The sequence below is a fragment of the Vibrio sp. Isolate25 genome (assembly GCF_022398025.1).
Classification (GTDB): domain Bacteria; phylum Pseudomonadota; class Gammaproteobacteria; order Enterobacterales; family Vibrionaceae; genus Vibrio; species Vibrio coralliilyticus_A.
Map to the genome: position 1 here is coordinate 113,692 of NZ_JAKEUT010000007.1, position 25,247 is coordinate 138,938.

Here is a 25,247-nt window from a genome sequence, read left to right on the forward strand (position 1 = left end):
AACTTTAGGCATCCACACCATCATGTCTGGTCAGGCGCGACCATAAAGCACCAAACATGAAATAGAAAAAGCCACTTTTCGACTCAGCCTCTCATTTATTAGAGAGGTGTTGAAATGTTTTGCACCCAAGCATCATATAAAACCATTCGCACTTATGGTTTCCACATCATATCTCTACTCTACACACGCAATTTTCCCCCAATCAATTGAAAAATAACTACAAAGGTGAAGTATGCGTAACGTTAATTTACTTATGCTGTTTCCAATGGCTTTCGCTTCTCAAGCTGCCAACGTTGTTGACTACTCTCAAGTTGACCTTTCCCAAGTCCTTAATCCGCCGGCAACACGGGCGTTTTCAGCACCCAATCAGCCGCTGGCTTATCAGGATGCAAGTCGTGTGAAAGCTGGCCCGCAGACACTGCTTCGCAAGCAACAGTTACACTATGGCGTACCGGTTTACGGTCAATCATTAGTCGCCCAAGTTTCCACTCAAGGTAAAGTGACGCCTGTCGACGGAAAAGTCTTAACAGGCATTGATGCCGATATTGGCTCTACCTTACCTATGCTCAACGCAAAGCAAGCGATAGAGCTGGCAAAAGGCAATAGCCAAGGCTTTGCTTCTCAAGCGATTCGCGACCCTAATGCTGAACTAATGATCTGGCAAGATGAGCAACAGATCGCTCGTTTGGTCTACAAAGTCGACTTTATTCAGATGAATGGTATGGGACCTTCAAGGCCGATTACTCTAGTCGATGCTAAGTCCGGTGACGTGCTTGACCGGTGGGAAGGGATTGCTTTCATTGAAGCTGAAGGACCAGGTGGTAACCGCAAAAGTGGTCGCTACTACTTCGGTCCTAAAACGCAATACGGCGGCTTTGAAGTTAACCAGTATTGCCAAATGGACAGCCCAAATGTCATCACACTCAATATGAACAACCAGCAATACGGCGGGCAAGTTCATCAGTTTGACTGTAACGTAAATAACTACCGCAGCGTGAATGGGGCCTATGCTCCAATGAATGACGCACACTATTTTGGTCAACGCGTTTTCGATATGTACATGGATTGGTTAAACACCCGGCCTATTCAGCAAAAACTGACCATGCGGGTTCATTATGGCTCTAACTATGGCAATGCATTCTGGGATGGTCGCCAGATGACCTTTGGTGATGGTAACCAGTCAATGTATCCACTGGCCACGTGGGATGTGATTGCGCATGAAGTCAGCCACGGCTTTACAGAGCAGAACTCTGGTCTGGAATACCGTGGTATGTCAGGTGGGATGAATGAGTCCTTCTCTGATGTCGCTGCGGCGGCACTCAGCCAGTACGTTCACGGTAGCTTCAACTGGAAAATGGGCGAACATGTCATGAAGTACTCTGATGCCATGCGTTACTTCATTCAGCCAAGCAAAGACGGCGTTTCCATTGACCATATCAACCAGTATTACAATGGTATCGACGTCCACCACAGCTCCGGTGTGTTCAACAAGGCGTTTTACCATCTCGCGACCAGCTCAAACTGGGACATCAAAAAAGCGTTCATCGCCTATGCTACCGCTAACCAACTTTACTGGCGACCAAACTCAGATTTTCAACAGGGCGCTGAAGGTGTTTGTAAAGCGGCTCACGAACTGGGATACGACACTTCCGCGGTGAGCAACGCGTTCGCTCAGGTGGGTATTCAGGTGACACAGTGCGCTTCTGGACAGCCAGATCCTGAGCCGACACCTAACCCCGATATCGTAAGCTTACAAATCAATACACCAAGTGCGATTGAATCAGCGGGTAATGACGAACAACACTTTGTGTTGAAGAATGCACCAGCTGAGGATATCTGGGTACAAACCTATAACGGCTATGGCAATGTTGATATGTATGTCGCGATCAATCGTCCTGCTTCACTGTCGGATCATGATTGTGCTTCCACCAACCGCGATAACAACGAATACTGTGGTTTCAGCGGTGTAGGTGATGCCGATGTTTATGTGATGGTCACAGGTGCGCGTAGCTCCTCAGATGCTTATGTTGGCGTTAGTGCCTATCTCGAAGAACCGACACCAGAACCACAGGACTTGTGCGCCAACTTAGAAGAATGGTCACCTTATTACTATTACCCACAAGGCACCGAGGTGCAGTCCTACGGGAATCGCTTTATCGCCACCCAAACTAACTGGGGAGCCGATCCTTACAGTTACTACTGGTACTGGTCATTTGAAGGCAGTTGCCTGCAATAATCGGATGAAAAAAGAGCCCGCACGCGGGCTCTTTAATAAGGAGAGCATTGTTATTGTTTTAGTGATTTATTTCCAAGACCACTGACTACCATTGACGTCAGCTTGGACCAACCAACTGTTGGAATTCCATTTCAACGCGTTATCTAGGCTATTTTTAAGCTGGCCATTTTCCATTCGCCATGTCTGATTCGGGCGCTGGCTACAAGTTTCCATAGTGATGCTTGAGCCTTGCTGATCCAGACACAGACCAGGTGCTACCTTGCTGATCATCTTACCTTCAGTCGTTAGTTGCCAAAGTTGGTTGTCACCGCTGTGACAACTCCAGCCGTATACTCGGGCTCCCGGAGTGGCAGAGCTTCCTTCAACGTCCAGACACTGGCTACCTTGAGTAGCAATTTGTTTCCATTGCTCTGCTGGTTTTTCATCGCCTGAAGCCGCACTAAACAAAGCGGAAACAACAGAAGTCATAGGTTGAGTATAGCGAGACGCTTTAGGCGCTCTATCTTGCCAACTCTGTGGAACTGACTGAGTCACATCCCATTCGCCACTGCCATCGTAGTAGGACTTCGCTACCGCTTCAGGGGTTGGTGTCCAAAGGAAATCAGGGTGACGATTCTGATACCACTCGCCTCCGATCACATTGCCCTGCGCATCCAATTCCAAATCGTAGTAATACGTTACTCGCGATACACCATCAAGCTTTGGCTTGTCGTAGTTTCGATGAGTTGGATTCGTCTCTACCATATAATCAACGACCATCTGTACACCAACAACTGAGACAGCACGTGATGCACGATACTGGGTGAACTTGTCTTTTTTGTAGTCCGCCATCGCGATGGTTACATCGGCTGGATTGCCTGATGAACGATTAGTCTCTGGGTTAAAGTACTTAACCTGATAGCCAAGGATCGGCTGGTTCCAGACTTGGTAATCATATGTCGCATCCATAATCATACTACGACCCGTAATACCGATCTGGTTGAGTACAGATAAGTGCCAACTTGCTGGGTTGTTGTCCACACAGTCAGGTTCGATAACACGACCATTTTCGTCTTTTTCAGGGTTCTGAATATTACAGCGACCACCAATAAAACGTGTATTGAACGGCGCTTCAGCCCAAAGCAGTGTGCCTAGAGCTTTGACGTCTGACGGATAGAACTTAAGCATCTCTCCATTGGCATCAGGTACTGTAATCGACTTTTCAGGACGAGGAAGCATGTAAGCTGCCGCAGCCCAGCCATGGCAAAGTCCCATCCAACGCTCTACTTTACCCTGAGATTCATAGTAACCTTTACCCGAGTCCCAAGAACGCTTAGTCAGCGTGAAGTTTTTATCCCCGACTAATAAGTCATACTTCTCTGCCGGAGAAAGTAAGTGGCGCTGCTCGCTCGAGTAGCTATCCAACGGTTTGATGGTATGTGAAAAATCGTAGTATTCCTGCCAGTCTGACGCGTAAAGTTCGCGGTCAGAGTAACGCCACGCGGCTGCGCCGGAGTACAAAGGCCAGTAAGTATCAGACCAAGGCTGAACATCCAGATATTTTGAATCTGGTGCCGCACTATCCAATTCAACCAGATTGCGAATCAGTGCGTTACCTACATCAACCAGACGTGCTGGGTTATCGTTGTTCAGGTTTGCTGAGAATCGAGGAGCAATGACTGGCTCTGCTCTTTCCATAACTGTTTCACGCATTTGATCTCTGAAGCGCTCAAGCTCTTCAGCACTCATGGTTTGATATTCGTCTCCTTCTTTCTCTGGTAACGCATCCATGACTTTTTGCGGATTGGCGTGAAACGCCGTCATAAACGCATCTATGCGTGCATTGTCCGCAACAGCGGTCAAAGGCACCGAGATAGACAACAAGGTGATGATTTTTTTCATTATAAAGCTCTACGTTGTTAGTTTTTATATAAACCAGAGCGATAGTTCAGCTCTGGACGGCACGTAGATTGGTGATCTTTGTTCCGCAAATCAATCGCAAAAAGTGAACAAACATTAGAATCGTGAATGGTTACTACAAAAATCAAGCTGGGTACTTCAGGGTTTATCTAGAGCTATTTTTATTTATATATGAAAAGGTTATTTTAAATACCCTATTTTTGTTAAGTTTATTTAGTCTATAAAAATGCCCGCACAGGCGGGCATATCAGTGACTTGGTTAACTTTTACTCTTCGCTGAGCAAATCTAAGAAAAAGGCATATTCAAGCGCGTTATCTCGCAAGCGTTTAAAACGACCTGAGGCACCACCATGCCCCGCCTCCATGTCTGTTTTAAATAGCAGCACATTATCGTCCGTTTTCAAATCACGTAATTTCGCGACCCACTTCATCGGTTCGAAATACTGAACTTGAGAATCATGCAAGCCTGTTGTCACTAACATGTTCGGATAACTCTGCGCTTTGACATTATCGTACGGTGAGTAACTCAACATGTACTCATAGTATGTCTTATCATTCGGATTACCCCATTCGTCGTATTCATTGGTTGTCAGAGGAATGGACTCATCCAGCATGGTTGTGACTACATCCACAAACGGGACATGAGCACCAATGCCTCGATACAGCTCTGGTGCTTGATTTATAACGGCTCCCATTAACAAACCACCCGCAGATCCACCAACGGCGAACACTTTATCTTTGGCCCCATAACCAGCTTCCGTTAAGCCTTTAGTAACATCAATAAAGTCATTAAACGTATTCTGTTTGGTCAGTTTTTTACCGTCTTCATACCAAGGTCTTCCCAACATTTCTGAGCCACGGATATGTGCAATTGCATAGACGAAGCCACGATCCAGCAGGCTCAAGCGTGCTGAGCGGAAAGTAGGATCAATGGTGTGGCCGTAAGAGCCATAGCCGTATTGATAAATAGGATTCGTACCGTCTTTCTTGAACTTATCCTTGCGGTAAACCAGTGACACCGGCACTTGCTGTCCATCTCGAGCGGTGATCATAATACGTTCAGATTGGTAGTTATCAGCATCAAAATCACCAAGTACTGGTGTTTGCTTCATGATTTCGGATTCACCCGAATTTAGGTCAAAATCATAGTAAGTCCCCGGCGTCGTCAGGCTACTGTAGTAAATACGAACCTTTGAGTTATCGAGCTCTCGGTTGCCAGTCATGTAAGCCGCAAATGCTGTGTCGTTAAAGGTTAATGGAAACTCCTTGCCCGTCGAAAGCTGACGCACCTTAACCGTGGTTAAGCCGTCTTTACGCTGCTCATAAACTAAATGGTCCTCAAACAGCGTAAAATCGACCAGTTGAGTTTTATCATCCGCGGCAATCACGTCCTGCCATTTCGACCTATCATGCATCTGGTCCTTATGTACTTTCATTAAACGAAAGTTCACAGCCTGATAGTTGGTGTAGATAAAATACCAGTCGTTAAGTTTCGCGATGCTATATTGGATGCCTTCCTCTCTCGGGTAGAAAGGTTCAGCCTTAGTATAGGGATCATTAGCGTCAATAACAGAGACACCACTTGTCTCCGTACTTGAATGGAAGATGTAAACTTGTTCGCCGTCTTTACTCTTGCCTAAAGACATGTAATACGCGCTGTCATCTTCTTGGTAAATCAGCTCATCACTGCTTTGTGGCGTTCCTAACACATGACGATAGACCTGATAGCCCAGTAAGGTTTGAGGATCTTTCTTGATGTAATAAAAAGCTTGGTTGTCATTTTGCCAAGCGACACCACTCGACGCTCCTTCTATTTTATCTTTGAGGTATTCGCCTGTGGTAATATCCTTGACTCTAATCGTGTAAATTCGGCGGCTTAGGGTATCTTCACCGTACGCCAGCAAATTCTCATTTGGGCTAACGTACAAGCCACCCGTACTGAAAAATTCGTGCTCTTTCGCCAGCTCATTGACGTCTAAGATAACGGTCTTATCCGTCCCTGAGAAATCTTTGGCGCGCTGGTAGATAGGGTACTCATTGTCGCCAGAGACTTCGTTCGAATAGAAATAGCTCCCTTCTCTTACAGGAACTGAACTGTCATCTTTTGCAATACGCCCTTTGATCTCTTGGAATAGTTTTTCCTGTAGCGGTTCAGTATGCTTTAACACCGCATCCGTGTATTGATTTTCTTTTTCTAAATGCGCCAAGATCTCAGGATCTTTTCTTTCATCATCACGCATCCAGTAGTAGTTATCTATGCGGCGATCACCATGATTGTTAAGGACATAAGGTTGCTTTTGGGCTACTGGAGCCGGAACTTGCTGAGCCGCGAGTTCTATTTGGGATGGTTGAGCCACAGTTTGAACTCCTTGAGAGCTGCATCCAGCAATAAGCGCCACAGATACAGCTAATGTAGTTAGGGGAAAACGCATCTATCGATCCTTAAAACAGCAGAATCAATGAATCATTACTATCTTAACACTCAGTAAAAATCCACTAATGTTTATACTTAACAGCCAGTTACGCTATCAAACATACATTCACCGTTCAAATGATATAAACCCATATCATGTCGAAAGTAAGCAATCACTGACAAGGAAAGAGATCGTGAAGATAAGCAACAGACGCATGATTTGGAAGTTTGTCATGACGACTCTAAGACTTCATGGAGTCAAGTGTCGATACAAAAAGCTTAATCTGATACGGCCTTTATACAAACAGAAGAATAAATTGAATCTTGGATTAACCACAAATATAAAAAATAGAATTACATATCAGATAGTTGAAACAACAAAACTATCAGAGCTAGCCTTAATAATCATTTCAAATAATGAACAAATAAAAATTAATAACTATTAATGATCATTCTGAACCATTTACCTTCTCCTCGCCATATAGTCAAAAAAGCAACTGGATGCATAGGGGCAATTTTACCCCACCAGCAAGGCACGCTGAAGACAAAACTAACAAACGTTGACAACAAGAAGGCGAGTAGAAAGCGATGAAACTAAACAAGTTAGCATTGGGAATGGCATTTTTAACAGGCAGCGCATGGGGAGCGACAGATACTACACACTGCAATCCGCTGACTAGCGACTCATGTGGGTTACCATGGCCAAGTAATCAGGCTTTTACAAAGAAGGATAGTCAGTCTGACACAGGCCTGCGCCTAAACATAAAGAACGCAATCTTTTCTAACAACTTCATTCACGAGTTACCAAAAAGTTTTACCCCTGAAGACATCATCAATGGCAAAAATGGATTCTCCGTCGCAGCGCCAGTGCTGTTCGAATTCCACCAGCCATTTGATCCATCAAGTTTACCAAGTGATGGCGGAGATAGCGTTCAGGTTTTTGATTACAGCCTTGATGAGAGGGTACCGGTTGCACCATTGTCCAGCAAACCTGCAGAGGTTAAAGCCGATAGTAGCCACATAATGTCAGTCTACCCAAGAGCCCGGTTTAACTACGGTAATACACATATCGCGGTGGTCACTAATGCATTGAAAAGCGACAACGGCCATGACTTTCGTCCCTCTAACGGTGTCACACAAGCTTTAAGCCAGGATGGTTCCGAACTCTCCAATTTCTATGAGCCTTACATTCAATACCTCGAAGCTAAGGGGATCACAAGAGAAGAGATTGTATCGCTCACCGTCTTTACAACCGTGACAAAAGAAGAAGCAACCAAGCAATTTGCGCCATTAAAAGAGAAGGTGCTTAAGGCCACACCAAAAGTCGAGTTCGACTGGGATAACTCCGGCTATGTACACGACAGCAATGAAGTGGTTTACTCACTCAAAGGTCGCATGCAGGCCATGGACTTTAGAGACAAACAAACAGGCCGCATCACCAATAAGCCAAGTAATGTGTGGTTAGACTTTACCATTTTATTCCCTAAAGAGTCGCTATCTCATTCAACCCCTGTTGTCATATACGCCCACGGTTTGAATGGCGACCAGTCTGATGCCAAATCCGTTGCAGCACCAGCTCTTGAAGATGGTCATGCAGTGATCGCCATTGACTGGGTATGGCACGGTTCGCGAGCAGAAGATGATTCTGATCACGTGGGCTCAATCATGACACCGGACAATGCCGCTAGCCTACCAGGTGGTGCCGTTCAGAGTAACCTAGATATGCACACCCTTCTCAACGCCATTAATACCTCACTGCAGGAGTTGGATTTCTTACCTTCTCCTGATGGTGTGCCTGACCTTGATAAAAGTAAGATCACTTTCCTTGGTACATCACTCGGCACCATTTTAGGCCATGGCTTCCTCTCTACGACGGCCGGTCAAGGGCTAAACGGTGGCTTCCTACAAGTACCGGGGACGAACTTTGGCCGTATTCTAACTAATTCCGTCACCTACACATCAGATTCTGTATCATGGCAAGGCATTGTTCCAAAGTCTGCAACCGGATCCGAAGCGTCGCTATTCTGGTCAATGATGCAAACTGAGTTTGAGATAGGTGAAGGAGTCAGTTACCTAGACGAAAAAGTCACTCCTATTGGCATGCTATATGGCCTGAAAGACAGTTTTGTCCCTCCCTATACTGGAGAAGCTATCGCGGAATTGGCTAACCTACCACTGATCGAAGAGGTGCTTGAACCACGAGATTTTCTTGAAACTGCGCCAGACTATCGCTCCGGTAATGGCGCTCTGCAGCTGAATGGCGATCACTTAGTGTTCATTACTAAACCCGAAGCGACTGAGACTTATAAACACTGGTTATTATCTGTGACAAATACCGATCCACTGCCTCGTTATGATTATGTTTTTCCTAAAAGCTTAGAAAGCTATCAAGCTGGTACTCAGGTGCTTCAAGAAAAGGATGGCAACATATACCAATGCCTAGATGGTCAAGCCAGCGGTTACTGCAAGCAGTGGTCTGAATCTTCCAATCAATATGAACCGGGTGTCGGACTGTATTGGGAGATGGCGTGGAAACTAGTTCCTTAGTTCAAGCTGAACATTAAACAAGGCTGGAGGATTCCCCCTCCAGCTTTTCTTTTGAAAACATGTGACTGCTTGTCGTATACCTGACATTGAATAAATGTACTCAACAAACCTCATAATTAAATGCACTTTTAAGCTTTAATTCAATAAATGCGGATATAGGCATATGATCAATGCAATCTGACACAACAAGTTTTATCAAAACAAAAGCAATTAAAAAAACAATAACTTAAAAACTTATTGAATTAAATTATGTTATAAAAATTTATATAAATACCTAAAAAATTATGACTCATAATTAAAACTCGAAGACTCTCAGAAATGAGACAGCCACCTATTGTTTAATCAGCCTCAACTTAATTTTGGGCCAAGGTGAGAAAAAGTTCGTTAGGGATAAACACTGTGGAAGTTAGACGAGAAATAACTTGGCTCTGACTCCCTTCTATACACAAGGGAAAGGCCTGTAATTTACGTTGTTTGTGTATCTATTGCACGACGATTGTTTAACTAAAAACTTGCGACGGTACGCCCTCGATTCGTCTCCGATATCTAGTGGCTCTACTGTCAGAATTGTGACCTAATGAGACTAACCATGCCCACTCCCATTAAAAACTTTTACTGGCTCAGTGATACTCCACCTTCTAGCCATCTTACTGACAAAGTGATTTATGTTCGCTCGGTTCAGGAACTGCCTGAAGGTTTTGGCGGTGCGGCTTGTATTGCCTTTTCAAATCAAGACACTCAAAAGGAAACTCTAAAAGCATTCTATCAGCAAAAGTTGAGATGGAGTTGGTGCCTTTTTAGCACGGAAGAAAACACGCTAACAACTTGCTTAACCGACGGTTTGTTTGACGAAAATACAGCGTTCGATCTATGGCATAATACGCAAAAAAAGCTATCAACGGCATCAGATATTCAGGCTCTTGACCCTATCATTGGTTGGCTAGGAGTCAATCGTGAACGCCGAATTACTTCACTCAAAAATATCAGTGAACCGACTATATATCAGTACCCTCTTATCGAATTTTTGTATCCAGATCTAGATTCCGCATACCGCTATGCTTTGTCTGAGCAGAGCCGTAATATCTTAGAAAAAGAGCACCTAATCGATCGAATTCGCATTTGCTCTCAGTGTAACAGTGGGCACTTAAACTATGTCGACGTGTGTCCAAGCTGCCAAAGCATAGACATCGAATCACAAAGCTCGCTGCACTGTTTTACCTGTGGGCATGTCGATGATCAACAAGCCTTTACTCGCAAAGGCAAATTAGCTTGCCCTAAATGCCTTACCCAGCTTCGACATATAGGGGTAGATTATGACCGTCCGTTGGAAAACCAGAAGTGCCACACTTGCTCAAATATGTTTGTCGAAGCGTCGACAATCACTCAATGTATGAGCTGCGATTCCAAAGTTCCTGTACATGAACTGATTGAAAGAAAGATCTACCAATATAAACTGGGTGAATCCGGTCAATACATCTACCAACATGGAAAAGCCACCCAAGCTCCTGAACTGTCCATCAAAGGCAAAGTCGAGGCTAGCTATTTTGTTAATCTGATCAGTTGGCTAAATAAAGTCGCGTTAAGGCATAATGAAAACCATTTGATCCTTGCACTTTATCTGCCCTCTATTGACCATTATGGTCAACAACATGGGGATACAAACCTCTTCGCTTTGATCGAGCAAATTACCGCCCGTTTGAGCGGCTTGTTTCGAGATACCGATATCTGCTGTCAGTATAAGCAAGATGTGCTTTTAGTGCTCATGCCAAAAACTCACCACTCTAGCTTGTCAGCTATACAGAATAAGCTTTCCGCTCTGAGCAAACTCATTGAAGAAGACGATTTCGAACTAAATGTGTTTGTCAGAAGCCTACCTGACCACGCACTTAACGGGGATCCTGAGTCTTGGTTAGAAGCTTTACTGAGAGAAATCTATGCTGTCTGATAGCCTGACGTTATTTGATTATTTCAGGGGAATGCTCTTACACAACCAAGAGCTGTGGTTTTTGCTTTTTCCTCTGATGATCATCATTGAACTCCCGCTTTATCTGCTAGTTCTCACTGGCATTTTTCGTTGGGCGTACCGTGCGCCAGTAAAGGAACCGCAACACTTTCCTGCCATTAGCTTTGTCATCACATGCTACGGAGAAGGGGAAGCCATCGGTATTACGATTGATACGCTCGTTGAGCAAATATACCCGGGTTCTATTGAGATCCTTGCCGTGGTTGATGGCGCAGTACAAAACCAAGCCACATATCAAGCCGCCGTTGAAGGCGTCAAACGCCATGCCCAAGTGAAGAATAGAAAAGTGCGTGTTATTCCCAAATGGCAGCGAGGAGGAAGAGTTTCTACCTTGAATGCGGGGTTATCTATTGCCTCCGGTGACATAGTGATCAATGTTGACGGCGATACCTCTTTTGATAACGATATGGCCTGCAAAATGATGACATCATTTTCTTCAGCAGATGTCATTGCCAGTGGTGGTGCTTTACGAGTGAGGAATCACAGCCAGAATATCCTGACTAAAATGCAGTCTCTGGAGTACATGCTTTCAATGCAAGCGGGGAAAACCGGCATGGCTAATTGGGGTGTCCTCAACAATATTTCAGGTGCCTTTGGCGCGTTCAGAAAGAGTATTCTCAAACAGGTTGGCGGGTGGGATACTCACACTGCGGAAGACTTAGATTTAACCATGCGTCTCAAGCAGTATCAATGCAGATACCCTACAAACAAGCTTGCTTTCGCCACACATGCTATTGGCCATACTGACGTACCTGACACCTTAAAGGGTTTAGTATTGCAAAGGCTACGTTGGGACGGTGATTTGTTGTTCCTTTTTCTTCGCAAGCACAAACATGGTTTGTCCCCTTCTCTGCTGGGGTGGGGAAACTTCATCTTTACCATCACATACGGGGTAATTCAGAACGTACTATTACCACTTTTGGTTGTTTTCTTCACTTTGTTTATTTTTTACAGCTACCCCACCCCCTTCGTTTTAGCACTTACGCTCATGTTGTATTGTGTTTATCTTTTCTTATCACTTGTCATTTTTATTGTGTATGTGGGCTTAGTGTCTGAGCGAAAAAAACAAGATATCAAAGAGATGAAATGGCTCCCTCTTTACCCGATTTACCAGTTTTTCATGCGGCTCATAACCGCTTTTTCAATGGTGAATGAGGTTGTCAGAAGAAGTCATGAAGAATCAAGTATGGCGCCTTGGTGGGTACTAAAGAAAGGTAAGAGATTTTAATATGAAAGTGAATTTTCATTTAGATAAAAAGAATAACCCACAATCTGAGAGTGGCGTTAAAGTTGTCTATGGTCCGGCAAAGCGTGGCGGTTATCGCCTACGTTGGTACCTGATTCTAGCCATCGTCATTAGCCCATTAATAGCGATGGCTTACTACCTATTTAAAACACAAGTATTGGTTATGGCACCAGCCATCATTACCTCACATCCAGTGACAATTAACGCCACTCACCCAGGTATTGTCGGCCCGATACCATCTGATGTAGGCAAAACAGTGTCCCACGAGCAAGCCTTGTTACTACTGAGTGATCCTGCTTTAGATCAAGAGCTTAACTTCATTAAAAGTGAGCTTTTAAAACTACCGACTGGTCAAGATTTCAATATTGAAGCCTTATATGCTGAGGCAATCAACCACACAAAGAGTAACCTTGATAAAGTTCAGGAAATCCAGCAAAACTACGATACGTACCGTTCACAAGGCCAAGTGTCTGAGGTCGACTATGCCTCAATGGTCAACATCACTAACGCTCTTAACACTCAATTAAGCAGTCAAAAAATTGCTTACGCTGAGTCAAAACGCGCAGACACTGAAACCAAACTGGCTGGCCCCATCGCCACCGAATACCGCTCTCTGATGAAAGCGTTTATCGTCAAGCGTTCAACTCAAGAAAGCTTAACCATTAAGGCCCCATTTGCAGGAAGGGTTATTGACATTCATGTCCTTGAAGGAGAGCGCGTTTTCGAAAACACGCCTCTTATTACGATCGCAAAAAATGCAACGCCCGAGATCACCGCATTTCTCGATCCAAAATATTTGCGCTTCATTACCATTGGCACTCGTGCCAAAGTGAAATATCCAGATGGAGAAGCCTACACAGCAACAGTATCAAGCCAAGTTGAAGTTGTGAACAAGTTACCGCAAGAGCTACAAAGCCCTTTTGAAGGACAACCAGCCTACCTAAAAGTCAATTTGAGCTTCGATCAGCCTATCCCTGAAGAACGTTGGATTGAAGGTGTGAACGTAGAAGTATCCTTTTAGCAAACAGGCTTGAGACTTTTCCCCTCAAGCCTTGAATATTCACATTGCGCGCTTACTTACCAAATCCCTGACCATCCTGTTAGCACAGCACTTCTATTCATTAGTAACAAGTGACTTCACTACAGAAATACATCGACGTTATTAACAAGAATAATCCAACCGGATACCATCAAAATATCGTTCACGCAAAAAAAACCAACAACATAATTTCATCCATTTTGTGAGACATGTAGCCAAGATCTATTGCTTTGGTTAATTTAAAGTACAAAACATTCATTATAACTATGCTTTTAGTTAGATTGATGTGCGCTTTATTTTATATCATTGATCAATATTTGTTTAATGACTCAAGGTGCATCATGGGTGTAACAGTTTGTGCAAATGGACTCAGCGTAGTTCATAAGGGATCCGGCGGTGAAGCCAATGCCACATTGCCCGACGTTTGTCTGACCACAGTCGGTAATGCCGTTGTACCTATCCCATATGGTAATAATGCAAAATCCGCTGATCTAGCAGATGGAACGACCACCGTATCTATGGATGGCGGCAATAGTATTGCGATTAAAGGCAGTAAATTCGCGGCAAGTACCGGCGATGCGGGTGGTGATAAGAAAGGTGTAGCGTCAGGCACTATAGAAGCTGAAGCTGAGTTCATCTCTGCCTCTCCAACCGTTTCAATGGAAGGAAAAGGTGTTTGTCGTTTGTCAGACCAAATGACAATGAACAAAGCCAACACCATGTGTCTTGGTGGTGCCCAAAACCCTTCTGTTACCGTAACCGAAGATGCTGAAGGGACTTATACTGTTGATTTACATGTTACCTACGATGATGGTGAAGGCTTTCAAGCTCCTTATAAGTTAACCGATCAAACAGGAAGCCTTTTCGAAGGGCAACTAGATAAAGACGGTAAAGCCCAAGTAAGCAACGTTGCTCCTGGCACGTTTATAGTAGACTTTGGGGAAGACAAAAGAGAATTTAAACCAGATCCCCAATATGACAATACGAATAAAAACCCTTACTACAAAAAGGAATTTAATCCTCACGAGCTAATAGAACAGACCAAAACAGGCCAAGTCGCTTTTTGGGAAGCCCAACGAAATCAAAACCAAACTGTACACGGCTGGATCTGGGGTGTCATCATTGGAGACTTCAATGAAAATGCAACCTCAGGTCAGATTTTCTTAAACACTGTATTGGGTGTCATTCCCGGTATAGATCAAGTTATGGATGCTCGAGATATAACGGCTAACATATTCTTCCTCTGTGACGAAGAAAAGAGAAAATCAACAGAAGCTTGGGTCAATCTTGTGATTTCAGCTATTGGCGCGATTCCTATGCTTGGCTCAGTGATGAAAGGAATCGGTAAAGCTATTCAGCAGAAAAAATCACGTGATGAGTTATTTGCTGTCTTGCGTGGATTTGGAAAAGGCGATGTTGATAAGTTTATCAAAAATATTGATTGGGACAGCATCAAATACGAGATACTGGAAATCATCTTCCAAAGTATTGAAAGTTTCAACAGTGTATTAGACGAGCTTGCTAAGTACGCAGGTTGGTTTGGATATCCGGTTTACGCAGAAGAAATTGCCAATTTTCAATCGACCTTGAATACCGTTAAAAAAGAAGCCGAAAAGAATGTTCCAGATGCATTGATGTACTTTAAAGATTTGCTTGACCAGTCAGTGTCGCGTGGTAAGCATCGCTCAACAAACGGTTCTCATCAACAAAAAAGTACAGCGCAGGCTGGTAACCACGATGAAAAAGTCAGCCAAGACAAGAAAAACAAAAATCCGGATGAATGTTGGTTATGTGAGAAAAAAGTAGGCAAAAAGAAACCAAAGACTCCTTCAGCTACTTATTGTGAAGAAAATGGCTTCAAAGGAAAATACTATTCGAGAAAAAACAAAAAACATGGTTTCACAGCTCGAGGGACTAGTAAGAATGGTCACTACCCATGGAACATGTTGAAAGCTCATAATAATCGTTCCAATGCATCTTCGATGCAGCACCCTCTATATGCTCGTTGTTATGATAAGAACCTAGACGGAAAGAGCTATGTAAGGCCACAGCAAATCTGGAATGAGCAAGAAGCTTTAGATGCATTTAATATCCTTAAGTCATCCGGAGTAACTGACAGGGATGAAATAGCAAGCCTTGAAAAAAACTTACAAGCTCACCACATTATTACCGTTAAAGAAATGGAAAATAATACTTTTTTATTCAAAAAACTACCTTTTCTAGGATATGATCTCAATGACTGGCACAACATTGTGGTACTACCTGGGATACCCGAGTTAGCATGTTTTTATGAAATGCCGTTACATAGTGGCTATCACCCAACACCTTATACAAACAATGTAAAAATAGAATTACAACAGCTAGAAGAAAGTATCAAAGATTCGGATTACTGTAGCCACTCTGGCTTTAAATCATCAAAAGAGATACAAGATGAAATGAAGGAACTTAGCCAAGACATTTATGAATTAATCATGGATTTTGATAGAAAAGGGGCATTAAATAACACATTTCATGACATCTATAACTCGGGAAATAAAGGGTGTTGTAATCAGCTAAACCATTCTAATATAGAAACTGACTCAGCGGCTTGTCGTCATCGTACAGCATCTAAGCTAGATATAAATAATCATCATGACTTCAGAACAACGAAAGGCGGTCAGCCTCTGCGAATCCCTTATTTAGGCAAACGAATTTCGAAGCTAGGATATTAAAAATGAATTACTACTTACTCTTTGGAAAGTTTGAAGATGGAGAAGGCTCATATAGCGTCCTTGACCCTTGGCGTTCTGCTTTAAAGTATTATGAGCCCAACATGAAACTCACCAAAAACCTACCAAAAGTCACTGTAGATAAAGTTTATGATGAACGTGGCGTTTCGGACTACTTGAAAATAGGGGTCGGCGCTTTGGCTAGCTTAAAAGTCCAAGAAGTTTTCTTTAACAATGGTTTCACAGGAATTCAATTTTTGCCCGTTGAAATAGAAAATGATGGACTTAACCATAGTTATGCTTTTATGAATGTAGTGGCTCAATACGACCTACTTGAACCAATCAAATCGAAAGCAAAAAAGCTAAATAGTAAATTGGGTGGTTATACTCGTGTACGTAAAGAGTTAATTGACAAGGAAAAATTCTTCCACACTGACATCCAATATGATTGTTTTACTCTCTCTAACTATAAAATTCCATATTATGTCAGTGAGAGAGTAAAAGATGCATTAGAAGCCGCTGGCGTCACTGGAATTGAATTTATACCGATGGAGTTTGCATGATCGAACAAAAGTTTCAGCAGCCCGGCTTATTAGCAGAGACAGAGGTAAACCCTTTGTTCCCTAGAATGGCTGATTTAGTGTTAGTGTTTTTCCCATCGCCAGGTGTGTTTGTAAGGAATACACTAACTATACCTGATGAATTCAAAACCGAAGCAACTGTATTTTATGAAGCTGATGGGGAACCTTTTGAAGAAATGTACGTTTTCTTGCCTGCGGTTTTACAAAGTCAATACGATGCAGGAAAAAATCAATCTGGCATCGTCTATAGCAAAGATGGGCTAAATTTCGAGCCGGCATTAATTCAAGCCCTAGCGGACCAAGTGACAGGGCCTATAGAACATCGCTCTGGTTAGTCTCACTTACAGTTTCAACAAGGTGCACCTAAATAAGTGCACCTTTCTCATTTGTAAGCTTAAAAAAGCGTTAAGCTTTACGAAATATTCTGGCCAGGTAAATGTGTGAAGGCCTTCTTCCCTTCTGCTTTTCAATCTTCTTAGTCAAGAACAGAGTTGACAGCAACCTCTAAATCCATTAAATGAAAAACAAGCGTCTACCATAGGGGTAATTCGCAACTAAGGAGGATCACTATGAGTGATTTCTTGATTTCAGGCTGGCGTTTTTCTCAAGGGAGATCTGAGCCATTAGCAACTCTCACAGATAACGTATTGCCTGATCACTGGTACCATTGCCAACGAGATGCAGCTAGTCTACGCGAATGGCTGCAAACTCAAGATCTTCCAGAGCCTTTAATTGATTCTTTGCTAGCAGACGATACTCGCCCTAGATTTGAATCATACGGTAAAGATTGTTTTCTGTTTATTTTACGCGGGATCAATCTAAATGCAGGCGCCGAACCTGACGATATGTTGAGTATAAGAATTCTCTGGTATCGAGGTGCTTTGATCTCAACAAGGAAACTTCCATCTAAAGCTGTTGCAACGTTAATTGAGGCTCTTCAGCAAGGAGCTGGGCCTTGTGATATCTCGGAGCTTTTAGTGTCGATGATTAACCGCATCAGTGACGCCATCGCTGCCTTCCTACACCCTGTAGAGGAGCAACTGATCAGGTTTGATACCCCTGACGTTAAAGATCTGGATGAGCTGAACGCGCTGTACTCTCGCCTTCTCCGTCTACGTCGCTATCTAAAGCCTCAACGATATGCTCTTGATGACTTACTCCAGGCCAACGTTCCCTCACTACAACAGCAAGAACATCATTTAAAAAACGCTCTCGATACTGTAGCTCGTTTAAACGAATCCATAGATTTTTACCTAGAGCAGATTAATCAAGCTCTGAGCCATATTCATCAGGTTCAGACCCAGATAATGAACAGAAATACATATTTATTTTCTGTCATTGCAGGTATCTTTCTGCCTGCTGGTTTCTTCACTGGACTACTGGGGGTCAATGTTGGAGGGATCCCGGGGACAGATAACCCAATCGCATTTACGATACTTTGTGCGTGTATACTAATCGTTGTAGTTGCAGAAGTAATACTATTAAGAAAAATGAGGTTTCTCTAATGACAACATGGCTTCATACTCAGCCAATATTGCAACAGCTTATTTTGGGCGCTTTGTTAATATTGGTTTATATCAGTTTACGCCGTATCGGTAAGCGGGCTCTAATCACCGTTGCAGAGAAAAAACAAGTGACCTTGGCACGGACACAATTTGTAGTCAAAGTGTTCCACGTGTCAACATTCTGCTTATTTGCAGCCATGTTCATTCTACTTCTTGGCATTGGTTACGGCGATATTTCACTATTTCTTTCCTCAATCTTCGCCGTCTTAGGCGTAGCTTTAGTCGCTCAATGGTCAATTCTTAGCAACATATCGGCTAGCGTATTGATTTTTTTCGTCTTCCCTTATCGTATTGGCGATCAAGTTAAAGTTTGTGAAAAAGATGAAGACATCAGTGGGGTCATTATAGATATCACCATGTTTCATGTTTTATTACGGCATGAAAATGGCAACATCATCACCTACCCCAATACGTTGCTGTTGCAGAAGGGAGTCATCAAAATTGTAGGCAAAGTAGAGCCTCTACCGCCTTCAAAATAGTTATTCTTTATCAAAACTATCAACAATAATAGCTCCCATAGAAGCGGGCATAGTGATGACAACCACCCGTTTGAAAGCCACCATAGGTTCTTCCCAGAAAGGCAGCTTATCTAAGCAATAAAGGACTAAAGCGACAACGCACGCTGCCATAAGATAAGCGGTGATGATTCGAAACACAAACACCATTTTTCGCTTCGAGATAGTGCGTTGAAAAACACTTTCATAGGTATATAAGGCAAGAAAGATCACAGAGAGACCGAACAATAGCCATAGCTTGGCACCAGGGAGCGTTTCTCCTAAACGCCAAGCTTCTTCAGAAAAAGCGACGGGGACAGCGAGAGCAAAGGCACCCACAAATATCTGGCTGGCATCTTGAGCATTAAAACTCAACTTCATATCAAAGGAACCTTCCTAAACAAATTCACTATACTCAACATCATAGCGCTCCATCGCACCGATACCAACCTACACTTTTTAGCTCACGCCCCTTGCCTGAGCCATCCAAACAGCACAACCCAATCAAGTGATGTGTCATAACAAGCAAAGAATCATACTTAATTCTGTTCAATACCACTGTTAAAAAATGAAAAAAACGCTTTACCTAAACTTAACTTGAGGTTTTAAGCTGTATCTCGTTGGCTAAGAGAATAAAGGAGAAAGTCATGATCCAGCTAGAGCATATAAACTTAGTAGTTAAGGACATTCCTGAAATGTTGAAGTTTTATCAAACCGCTTTTCCCCATTGGGACATCCGAGCTGAAGGTACGGGAGAATGGTACGGTAAGGAGAGAAACTGGCTACACTTTGGTGATGATTACCAATATATCGCCATGAGCGATCATGGTGAAGGCACAAACCGCGATCTGCAAGGTCATCAAGTTGGACTTGCTCATTTTGCCTATGTAACTAATAACATAGACGAAGTCATTGAACGGCTTGTCAAAGCTGGATTCCCAATTGCAAAACCAGGTGCTGAAGAGCCATATCGTAAGAACGTCTACTTCATTGACCCTGCAGGGTTTGAGGTTGAGTTTGTCGAATACCTAACAGATATCCCTACACAACGTAACTTATCGAGCTAGAACGTATAACTCACACCATCATCACTCGCGTAAAACAGAAAAGCCCGCAAATAACTTTGCGGGCTTTCAAATTGTGGTTGCTACTAATAAAAGGCGTCTGACTACCTAAATAAAATCAACAAACTAGCAACTCACAAAACCATAAAGTGTCACAATTTTAATACGGCATTAAATTGATGCGCGGTACTGAAAGAAAGTAACAGGTCGGATTGGAGCAACATATATGCCATAAGAAAAACATTTCCAAAACTATAATCGCTTTAGCCTTCTCCATACCTTACTGTTGTACTATATTACGAGTTTTAAAGGGCAAACGCTTCCAATTTCATAAGTAGAGATTCTACTGGGATTAGAATAAACCTGTTCTGAATCTTTTTATTTGCACTAGAGCAGGAAAAAGGGTTAAGACTCAGTCCTAATCAGTATCGGATTAAAAGCGGAGCTTGGATCAAACATTGGCCAAGCGTCTCACCCGAGAAAACGAGTGCTTCGCATAGCAAAGACATAAAAATAAAAAGTAGTTTAAGGACACGCGAGTTACATTCATAGTTTAAAACAGCTGCTAGTTCACGGCTTGAATAGGACTAATACAACTAATACTACACGATTAAGCGTAATCCTAGACAGCCCTCAAAGCGCTTTTTGTCCATGGAACACAAGCCGCACTAGACATTAGTACACCCCAACGCATTGCCGCCAAACGCTTATAAACTGCCGATTAACGGCAGCCAAGAAAAAAGCAGCTCAGTGTTAGTAAGCTGCGGTAATGACTGTAGCCCTAAATCTATTCAGACTTGTGGTGTGGGGGTTAATGTGACATGAGTATCTTCTTTTGCTTTTATGGTACTCCCAGCAAGTTTACTATTTTTTTCTTGGAGGATAGAGCTCCTTATAGCAGTCACTAAACCCTTTAAAGGCAATGGCCTGATCTGACGTAGGAGGGAAACTAAGTCTTGCTTTTTTTAGATATTCATTCTTATTATAGTAAACAGCGGAGTATGCCGCTCCTCCATCTCCCCAAATAAACTCTGAGTTTAATTCTTGGTTATCTAACATAATCTCATCAAAATATGAACCATGCTCACTTTCAGGTAAAAGTAACAACTCTCTAATAGCGAACAACATGAAATCTGCTTCATCATATAGTTCTGGTTCGAGTTTAAGCTTTGACCAAATTGACTCAGCCACGCCGCCTTGAAAGCCCTCGGGAAAATACTTATCTAACCATACAACCAGACGTTTTTGTATTTTCTCTGGCTGTTCACCAGAAATCTTACGCCATACAAGTTCATGACAATTTTCCTGAGCTAACAGCTGCGTAGAAGCTAGCAATACTGCACAAAATACAAACAGCCTCATAGTTTATTCTCATCTCCTTTGGGTACCCACAAATACTTAACATCAAATCCATGACTGTCATGGATAACCTTAACTGTTCACTGGAAATGAACAGAGATTTTCGCCACCAAAGATTGGTGAGGTGAAGAAATGAGCTTCCCTTTTTAAGGTGTATGTCCTTTTATATACTTACTCAATCACTAACTAAAAATGGCCTAGCCAAAAAGCTAGGCCATCTTCTCTGAAAAACAAAAGGCAAGACCTGACCCCACTATTTTCTCAACCTAAAGCCACCCCTTATTGGACAATAAAAATTTATTTTGCACATTTAGCCTTTATTGAGAAAACAACATCAGATAAATTATCAAAGAAAGCAAATACGATATGAAAAGTAGTCACAATCCAAATTGAAGTAAGCACGATAGAGTTAATAAAAAATGACTCAAAGTGGTAACTATAGACTAAAAGAAGAAGATACGAAGCAAATAATGCTCCGTACAATATATAAAGCGCCATAGGATCAAACGGTTTCTCTGAGTGTTTCCTTTCCGGGTTAATTTCAGAGCTACCTTCTTTAAATCGACCCGTTATAATTTCATTAGCATAATTTTGTTTCAAAAGAACAAATTTAAATATCAAACCAGAAATGAACATAAGTATAACAGACGTCAAGGAAAATACCCACCCTTCTCCTCCAAAAGGCAATATTAACAAGCTATATGCAGAGACATGTACAAGAGTATGGATGGTTCTTCCAAAGACTGAATCAACTTTCCCAAAGAAATCTAGTATGAAACAAACAGTAATCGATACAATAAAGTAAAAAAGAGGAAAATAAGCGGAATATTCGAGCTTTAAAGAGAAAATAAACAGAGGAATCGAAAATATCGTAATCAAGAATATTTCATTCTGAGTATTCTCATGAATCATATTGTGCCTCATATATAAAGAAATAGAGAGTGTGGTGACTACTCCACACTCTATATGTTTAATCCCTGAGATTCCATAGGCCATTGTCTATCAGTCCGTTCTCAATTGCCCAAGACGCACCCCAGCCCACGGCAAATCCCACTGCCGCCCCTACAGCTGTTCCGATTACCGGAGCAACTCCAGTGCCAATAGTAGCGCCAAATTTCGCTGTCACATATGCAACCGTAGCGCAGCCAGTTACACTAGCTGCATAGCCAGCTGCAGCTCCAGACGCAGCACCTTTACCAAAGTCTAAACTCGCATCAATTGCGAATTCCTTTGAAAGTAATTCTTTCCCATCCAATTTATATTCTACCGCTCTCCCAAATGGAGCCAGAACAGCTCATGTAACTCCACCAGACCTGACTGCGTGTCCTGCAAACTCAGATCCTAATCTCGCTCCATTTGCAGCCGTCAAGTCATACGTTATTACTCTTAATGCCGGACTAGTAAAGCTAGGATTTTTTACATGAGAAAATTTCGTTCCAATTTTTTGGTAAGGATCCCAACCAATAAAATTTTTCGTTGAAGTTACAAGTGATGCTTTTGTAGCAGAAGCTGCACTCTCTATTATACCTTCGGAGACTTCATAAGCTGTCCTAGGCATAGACTGACGGCCAAATTTTTCTGCAAGTAAAGGGGGATTTGCTTCAAACGAAGCAAACGCACCATTCATCCTTTCTATCAAAGAATAACGTCTTTGGTTTTCTGGCCAAGCCTCCGAACTATCAGACGATTGCGAACGCACCTTTGCAAGTTCTAACCTTCTCTGCTTCGAAGCTTCAAGGAAGTTTATACCTTTTCGAGAGTTCTGGTATTCAATCTTAGATAAAGAAAGCCTATTCACTTCCATCTGACGAGCCAGTTTGTACATTGCTTCATCATGTGCTTTCTTAGATTGTAACGTCTCGTATGCATCCATGTGTTCAACCATGGTTTTATGCGCTTCGGCACGACTAATTCCATTTGATAGAGCATTACCAAAAGCATCAAGTCCTATTTGGGCAACGTTATCACTGACTGAGTCGCCGCGAATGGCGGTGTCAGATATATCGGCGGCAAAACCTAATAGAGTATCATCGACGATTTGGTTGCCTGTATCTATCAGGCCGGCTTGTTTAAGCTGGCCTCCAACGAGGGCACCACCCACGGCTCCGGCTATATTTTTCCAGCTAAAGGAAACATCCATACCTAATGCTTTGCTGCCAACATAATTGGTTGCATAGCCTACAGCTGCAGATGCAATGGCGGTTTGTGTTTGGCTAAGAGATTCAAGCTTATCCAGACCCAGCTCTTTCAGCACGCCGCCAGTAACCGCAGAAAGGGCAACTTGTTTCCAAGAAAACTCGTCTATCACACCCAACGCTTTGCCGACTAGCTGTGTTCCTATAGAGACAGCCGCACCTTTTAGCATCGCTCCTACAAAACCACTTGCGGCCGGCAAATAAATGCTGATAACCACGGCAAACACGGTCATGATGATGGATGCGACCGGATTACAGATCTTTCTTGGTGGTGGAGGTGCGATTGGATCTGGGTTCACATCACCCAAGACTTCACTTTCGTTATAAGGTTTGAAGCTCTCCGCGGAGTTGTAGGTTTGAGTATGCTGGTTGGGTATCACCAGCGTCTTACCTTCCACTAAAGCATCACTTGGCGACAGGCCATTGGCGTCGGCAATCAAATACCAGTAGCGGCTATCACCAAACACCATTTGCGAAATTCGCTGGAGGGTATCATTCGCTTTAACCGTGTAGGCTCCGGGCTGTGTCCCTGCATTCGCGGCACTGTCGCTCAATAGATCGGCGTTGAGTTTGCTCTCCGTCAGTTGTTTCTGAAAGATTTTCCGGAAGAAGATTTCCCCAACTTACAAGAAGTCACTTTGCGTTCAAATGGCTTTTTATGGAATGAAAAAAACTGGCATCGAATCCACCCTACCTTTCGTTCAAAACGAATCATCGCTTCTATTTCTATTGATGCGGCAAGTGCAGAAACCTACAACAAGGTAAGAGGAGGTTGCTTCGATACTTTGATGAAAAACCTCAACTTCATCGGTTCTCTGATGGACAAGGGCGAGCTTCTATCCATGACATTAATCATGGTATACCGTAAGAGTAACTATGTTGAAATTCCAGCTTTTATCGACATGGCTAAGAAACTTTATGTTGTTATCCACCCTCTTCAAGCTTGGGAAGAGTCAGCTTACGTAATAAATGGTGAGTACGATGATGAAGCGATCCACCGACCTAGTCACCCAGAGTATCAGCATTTTAAAGAATTTATAGCGGCTAACAATGTCAAACACGGCCAAGATGAATACACGTATGTGGACTTTTCATACTAAACCATTGCTTGCCCCATCAGGCATCTGCCATCATCATTTACTGAGGGCAGATGCCATTACTTAAACTTTAGACTTCGACAACTGACCATTGCCAATGGCTTATCTCGCCCTAACATTTTCACCGTCAATGAGTACATCACTCCACTTGGGTTGCGCAGAGATAGCTGTCTTGTTTTGAATGGCTTCAATTAAAGTGGCATGACGTATCGCTTGTCGATATTTAACACCATAATCTATTACTGGTTTACTCTATAAGCACGGAGCACCAGTGCTATCTGGGGTTTCTGTGTCGTGAATGTAATCTTGGATGCCGTCATCATTAAAATCTGTAGAGATAGTCGCCACTCGGTTTGCCCCCCCACTGAAATGCGTATTGAACAATGTCTGGGTCGTACTCAAGATGGTATCAGTAGGCTCTCTCAAACCACCCTCGCACATGGCAATGTCTCGGTTCTCAATCCTCGAGAACTTATATATTCTTGCTAAGGGGATGGTTTACAAAGATGACGAATATACATATACGTCACTTTCGTTGTAAGAAAACAACCAAAATAACCTTAGGACGATTTATGGGGTTTAATATGGGGTTTAAAAGGACAAGTTATGATTTTATTGGGGCAAGTATGATATTAGCGACGAAGAATGGGTGGAAGCCCCAGCCACATCCCGGCACACAAGTCACTTGCTGCGGCTGCTTCCTTCCGGACCTGACCGAGTTCACGAGCTATTGTTGCGGGAGGACCAGGGCCTCCATAGATTCTGTTTCCTTAGCACGGCT

At 42.9% G+C, this 25,247-nt stretch carries 20 protein-coding genes and 1 other RNA gene; 12 read left to right on the forward strand and 9 right to left on the reverse strand.

The window, feature by feature from the left end:
* The first annotated feature begins 232 nt into the window (after positions 1-232).
* Entirely contained in the window at positions 233-2,236 is a 2,004-nt protein-coding gene (locus L1D15_RS14800) for a M4 family metallopeptidase (RefSeq protein WP_239876273.1), read from the forward strand.
* Between the two features lie 66 nt (positions 2,237-2,302).
* Here L1D15_RS14800 and L1D15_RS14805 read toward each other — a convergent pair whose 3' ends face one another.
* Complete coding sequence (locus L1D15_RS14805) at positions 2,303-4,117, reverse strand: ricin-type beta-trefoil lectin domain protein (RefSeq protein WP_006959159.1); 1,815 nt, start codon at positions 4,115-4,117, stop codon at positions 2,303-2,305.
* A 284-nt stretch (positions 4,118-4,401) separates the two neighbouring features.
* Positions 4,402-6,567, reverse strand: coding sequence for a S9 family peptidase (locus tag L1D15_RS14810; RefSeq protein ID WP_239876274.1), 2,166 nt, complete (start codon positions 6,565-6,567; stop codon positions 4,402-4,404).
* A 569-nt stretch (positions 6,568-7,136) separates the two neighbouring features.
* Here L1D15_RS14810 and L1D15_RS14815 point away from each other — a divergent pair.
* The 9 genes from L1D15_RS14815 to L1D15_RS14855 all read left to right on the forward strand — a co-directional run bounded on the left by L1D15_RS14815 (position 7,137) and on the right by L1D15_RS14855 (position 18,736).
* Positions 7,137-9,095, forward strand: coding sequence for a chitin-binding protein (locus L1D15_RS14815; RefSeq protein ID WP_239876275.1), 1,959 nt, complete (start codon positions 7,137-7,139; stop codon positions 9,093-9,095).
* A 589-nt stretch (positions 9,096-9,684) separates the two neighbouring features.
* Positions 9,685-11,040 carry a diguanylate cyclase gene (locus tag L1D15_RS14820; RefSeq protein ID WP_239876276.1) on the forward strand — a complete coding sequence of 452 codons (1,356 nt, stop codon included), beginning with the start codon at positions 9,685-9,687 and terminating at the stop codon, positions 11,038-11,040.
* Positions 11,030-12,346: a glycosyltransferase gene (locus tag L1D15_RS14825; protein WP_239876277.1), complete on the forward strand. Its 1,317-nt coding sequence runs from the start codon at positions 11,030-11,032 to the stop codon at positions 12,344-12,346. The genes L1D15_RS14820 and L1D15_RS14825 overlap by 11 nt, the downstream gene beginning before the upstream one ends.
* Before the next feature lies 1 nt (position 12,347).
* On the forward strand, positions 12,348-13,385 hold the full coding sequence (locus L1D15_RS14830; RefSeq protein WP_239876278.1) for an HlyD family secretion protein: 1,038 nt from the start codon (positions 12,348-12,350) through the stop codon (positions 13,383-13,385).
* A 359-nt stretch (positions 13,386-13,744) separates the two neighbouring features.
* Entirely contained in the window at positions 13,745-16,114 is a 2,370-nt protein-coding gene (locus L1D15_RS14835) for a PAAR-like domain-containing protein (RefSeq protein ID WP_239876279.1), read from the forward strand.
* Positions 16,115-16,116: 2 nt separating this feature from the next.
* Positions 16,117-16,674: a hypothetical protein gene (locus tag L1D15_RS14840; protein ID WP_043007404.1), complete on the forward strand. Its 558-nt coding sequence runs from the start codon at positions 16,117-16,119 to the stop codon at positions 16,672-16,674.
* Complete coding sequence (locus tag L1D15_RS14845; protein WP_239876280.1) at positions 16,671-17,027, forward strand: hypothetical protein; 357 nt, start codon at positions 16,671-16,673, stop codon at positions 17,025-17,027. Before L1D15_RS14840 ends, L1D15_RS14845 begins: the two co-directional genes overlap by 4 nt.
* A 234-nt stretch (positions 17,028-17,261) precedes the next feature.
* A complete protein-coding gene (locus tag L1D15_RS14850; RefSeq protein ID WP_239876281.1) occupies positions 17,262-18,197 on the forward strand; it encodes a CorA family divalent cation transporter in 936 nt (311 codons plus the stop codon).
* Complete coding sequence (locus L1D15_RS14855; protein ID WP_239876282.1) at positions 18,197-18,736, forward strand: mechanosensitive ion channel family protein; 540 nt, start codon at positions 18,197-18,199, stop codon at positions 18,734-18,736. Before L1D15_RS14850 ends, L1D15_RS14855 begins: the two co-directional genes overlap by 1 nt.
* Here L1D15_RS14855 and L1D15_RS14860 read toward each other — a convergent pair whose 3' ends face one another.
* Entirely contained in the window at positions 18,737-19,132 is a 396-nt protein-coding gene (locus L1D15_RS14860; protein ID WP_239837322.1) for a DUF2391 family protein, read from the reverse strand.
* A gap of 266 nt (positions 19,133-19,398) precedes the next feature.
* Here L1D15_RS14860 and L1D15_RS14865 point away from each other — a divergent pair, with 266 nt between their 5' ends.
* A complete protein-coding gene (locus L1D15_RS14865) occupies positions 19,399-19,818 on the forward strand; it encodes a VOC family protein (protein ID WP_239876283.1) in 420 nt (139 codons plus the stop codon).
* Positions 19,819-20,679: 861 nt separating this feature from the next.
* On the opposite strand, the gene L1D15_RS14870 is transcribed toward L1D15_RS14865, so the two are convergent.
* From L1D15_RS14870 to L1D15_RS14885, 4 genes are all read right to left on the reverse strand, one after another.
* Complete coding sequence (locus tag L1D15_RS14870) at positions 20,680-21,177, reverse strand: hypothetical protein (RefSeq protein ID WP_239876284.1); 498 nt, start codon at positions 21,175-21,177, stop codon at positions 20,680-20,682.
* Between the two features lie 294 nt (positions 21,178-21,471).
* The gene (locus L1D15_RS14875) at positions 21,472-22,170 is read right to left on the reverse strand and encodes a hypothetical protein (protein WP_239876285.1); all 699 of its coding nucleotides are present in this window, start codon (positions 22,168-22,170) and stop codon (positions 21,472-21,474) included.
* The gene (locus L1D15_RS14880; RefSeq protein ID WP_239876286.1) at positions 22,145-22,429 is read right to left on the reverse strand and encodes a hypothetical protein; all 285 of its coding nucleotides are present in this window, start codon (positions 22,427-22,429) and stop codon (positions 22,145-22,147) included. The genes L1D15_RS14875 and L1D15_RS14880 overlap by 26 nt, the downstream gene beginning before the upstream one ends.
* Before the next feature lie 39 nt (positions 22,430-22,468).
* Positions 22,469-23,923 carry a LysM peptidoglycan-binding domain-containing protein gene (locus L1D15_RS14885; protein ID WP_239876287.1) on the reverse strand — a complete coding sequence of 485 codons (1,455 nt, stop codon included), beginning with the start codon at positions 23,921-23,923 and terminating at the stop codon, positions 22,469-22,471.
* 84 nt (positions 23,924-24,007) lie between these two features.
* Between L1D15_RS14885 and L1D15_RS14890 the strand changes: the two genes are divergently transcribed.
* Positions 24,008-24,469 carry a hypothetical protein gene (locus L1D15_RS14890; RefSeq protein WP_239876288.1) on the forward strand — a complete coding sequence of 154 codons (462 nt, stop codon included), beginning with the start codon at positions 24,008-24,010 and terminating at the stop codon, positions 24,467-24,469.
* 249 nt (positions 24,470-24,718) lie between these two features.
* On the opposite strand, the gene L1D15_RS14895 is transcribed toward L1D15_RS14890, so the two are convergent.
* Positions 24,719-24,892, reverse strand: coding sequence for a hypothetical protein (locus L1D15_RS14895; RefSeq protein WP_239876289.1), 174 nt, complete (start codon positions 24,890-24,892; stop codon positions 24,719-24,721).
* 227 nt (positions 24,893-25,119) lie between these two features.
* Positions 25,120-25,216, reverse strand: an RNA gene (ffs, locus tag L1D15_RS14900) — signal recognition particle sRNA small type.
* Positions 25,217-25,247 lie beyond the last annotated feature (31 nt).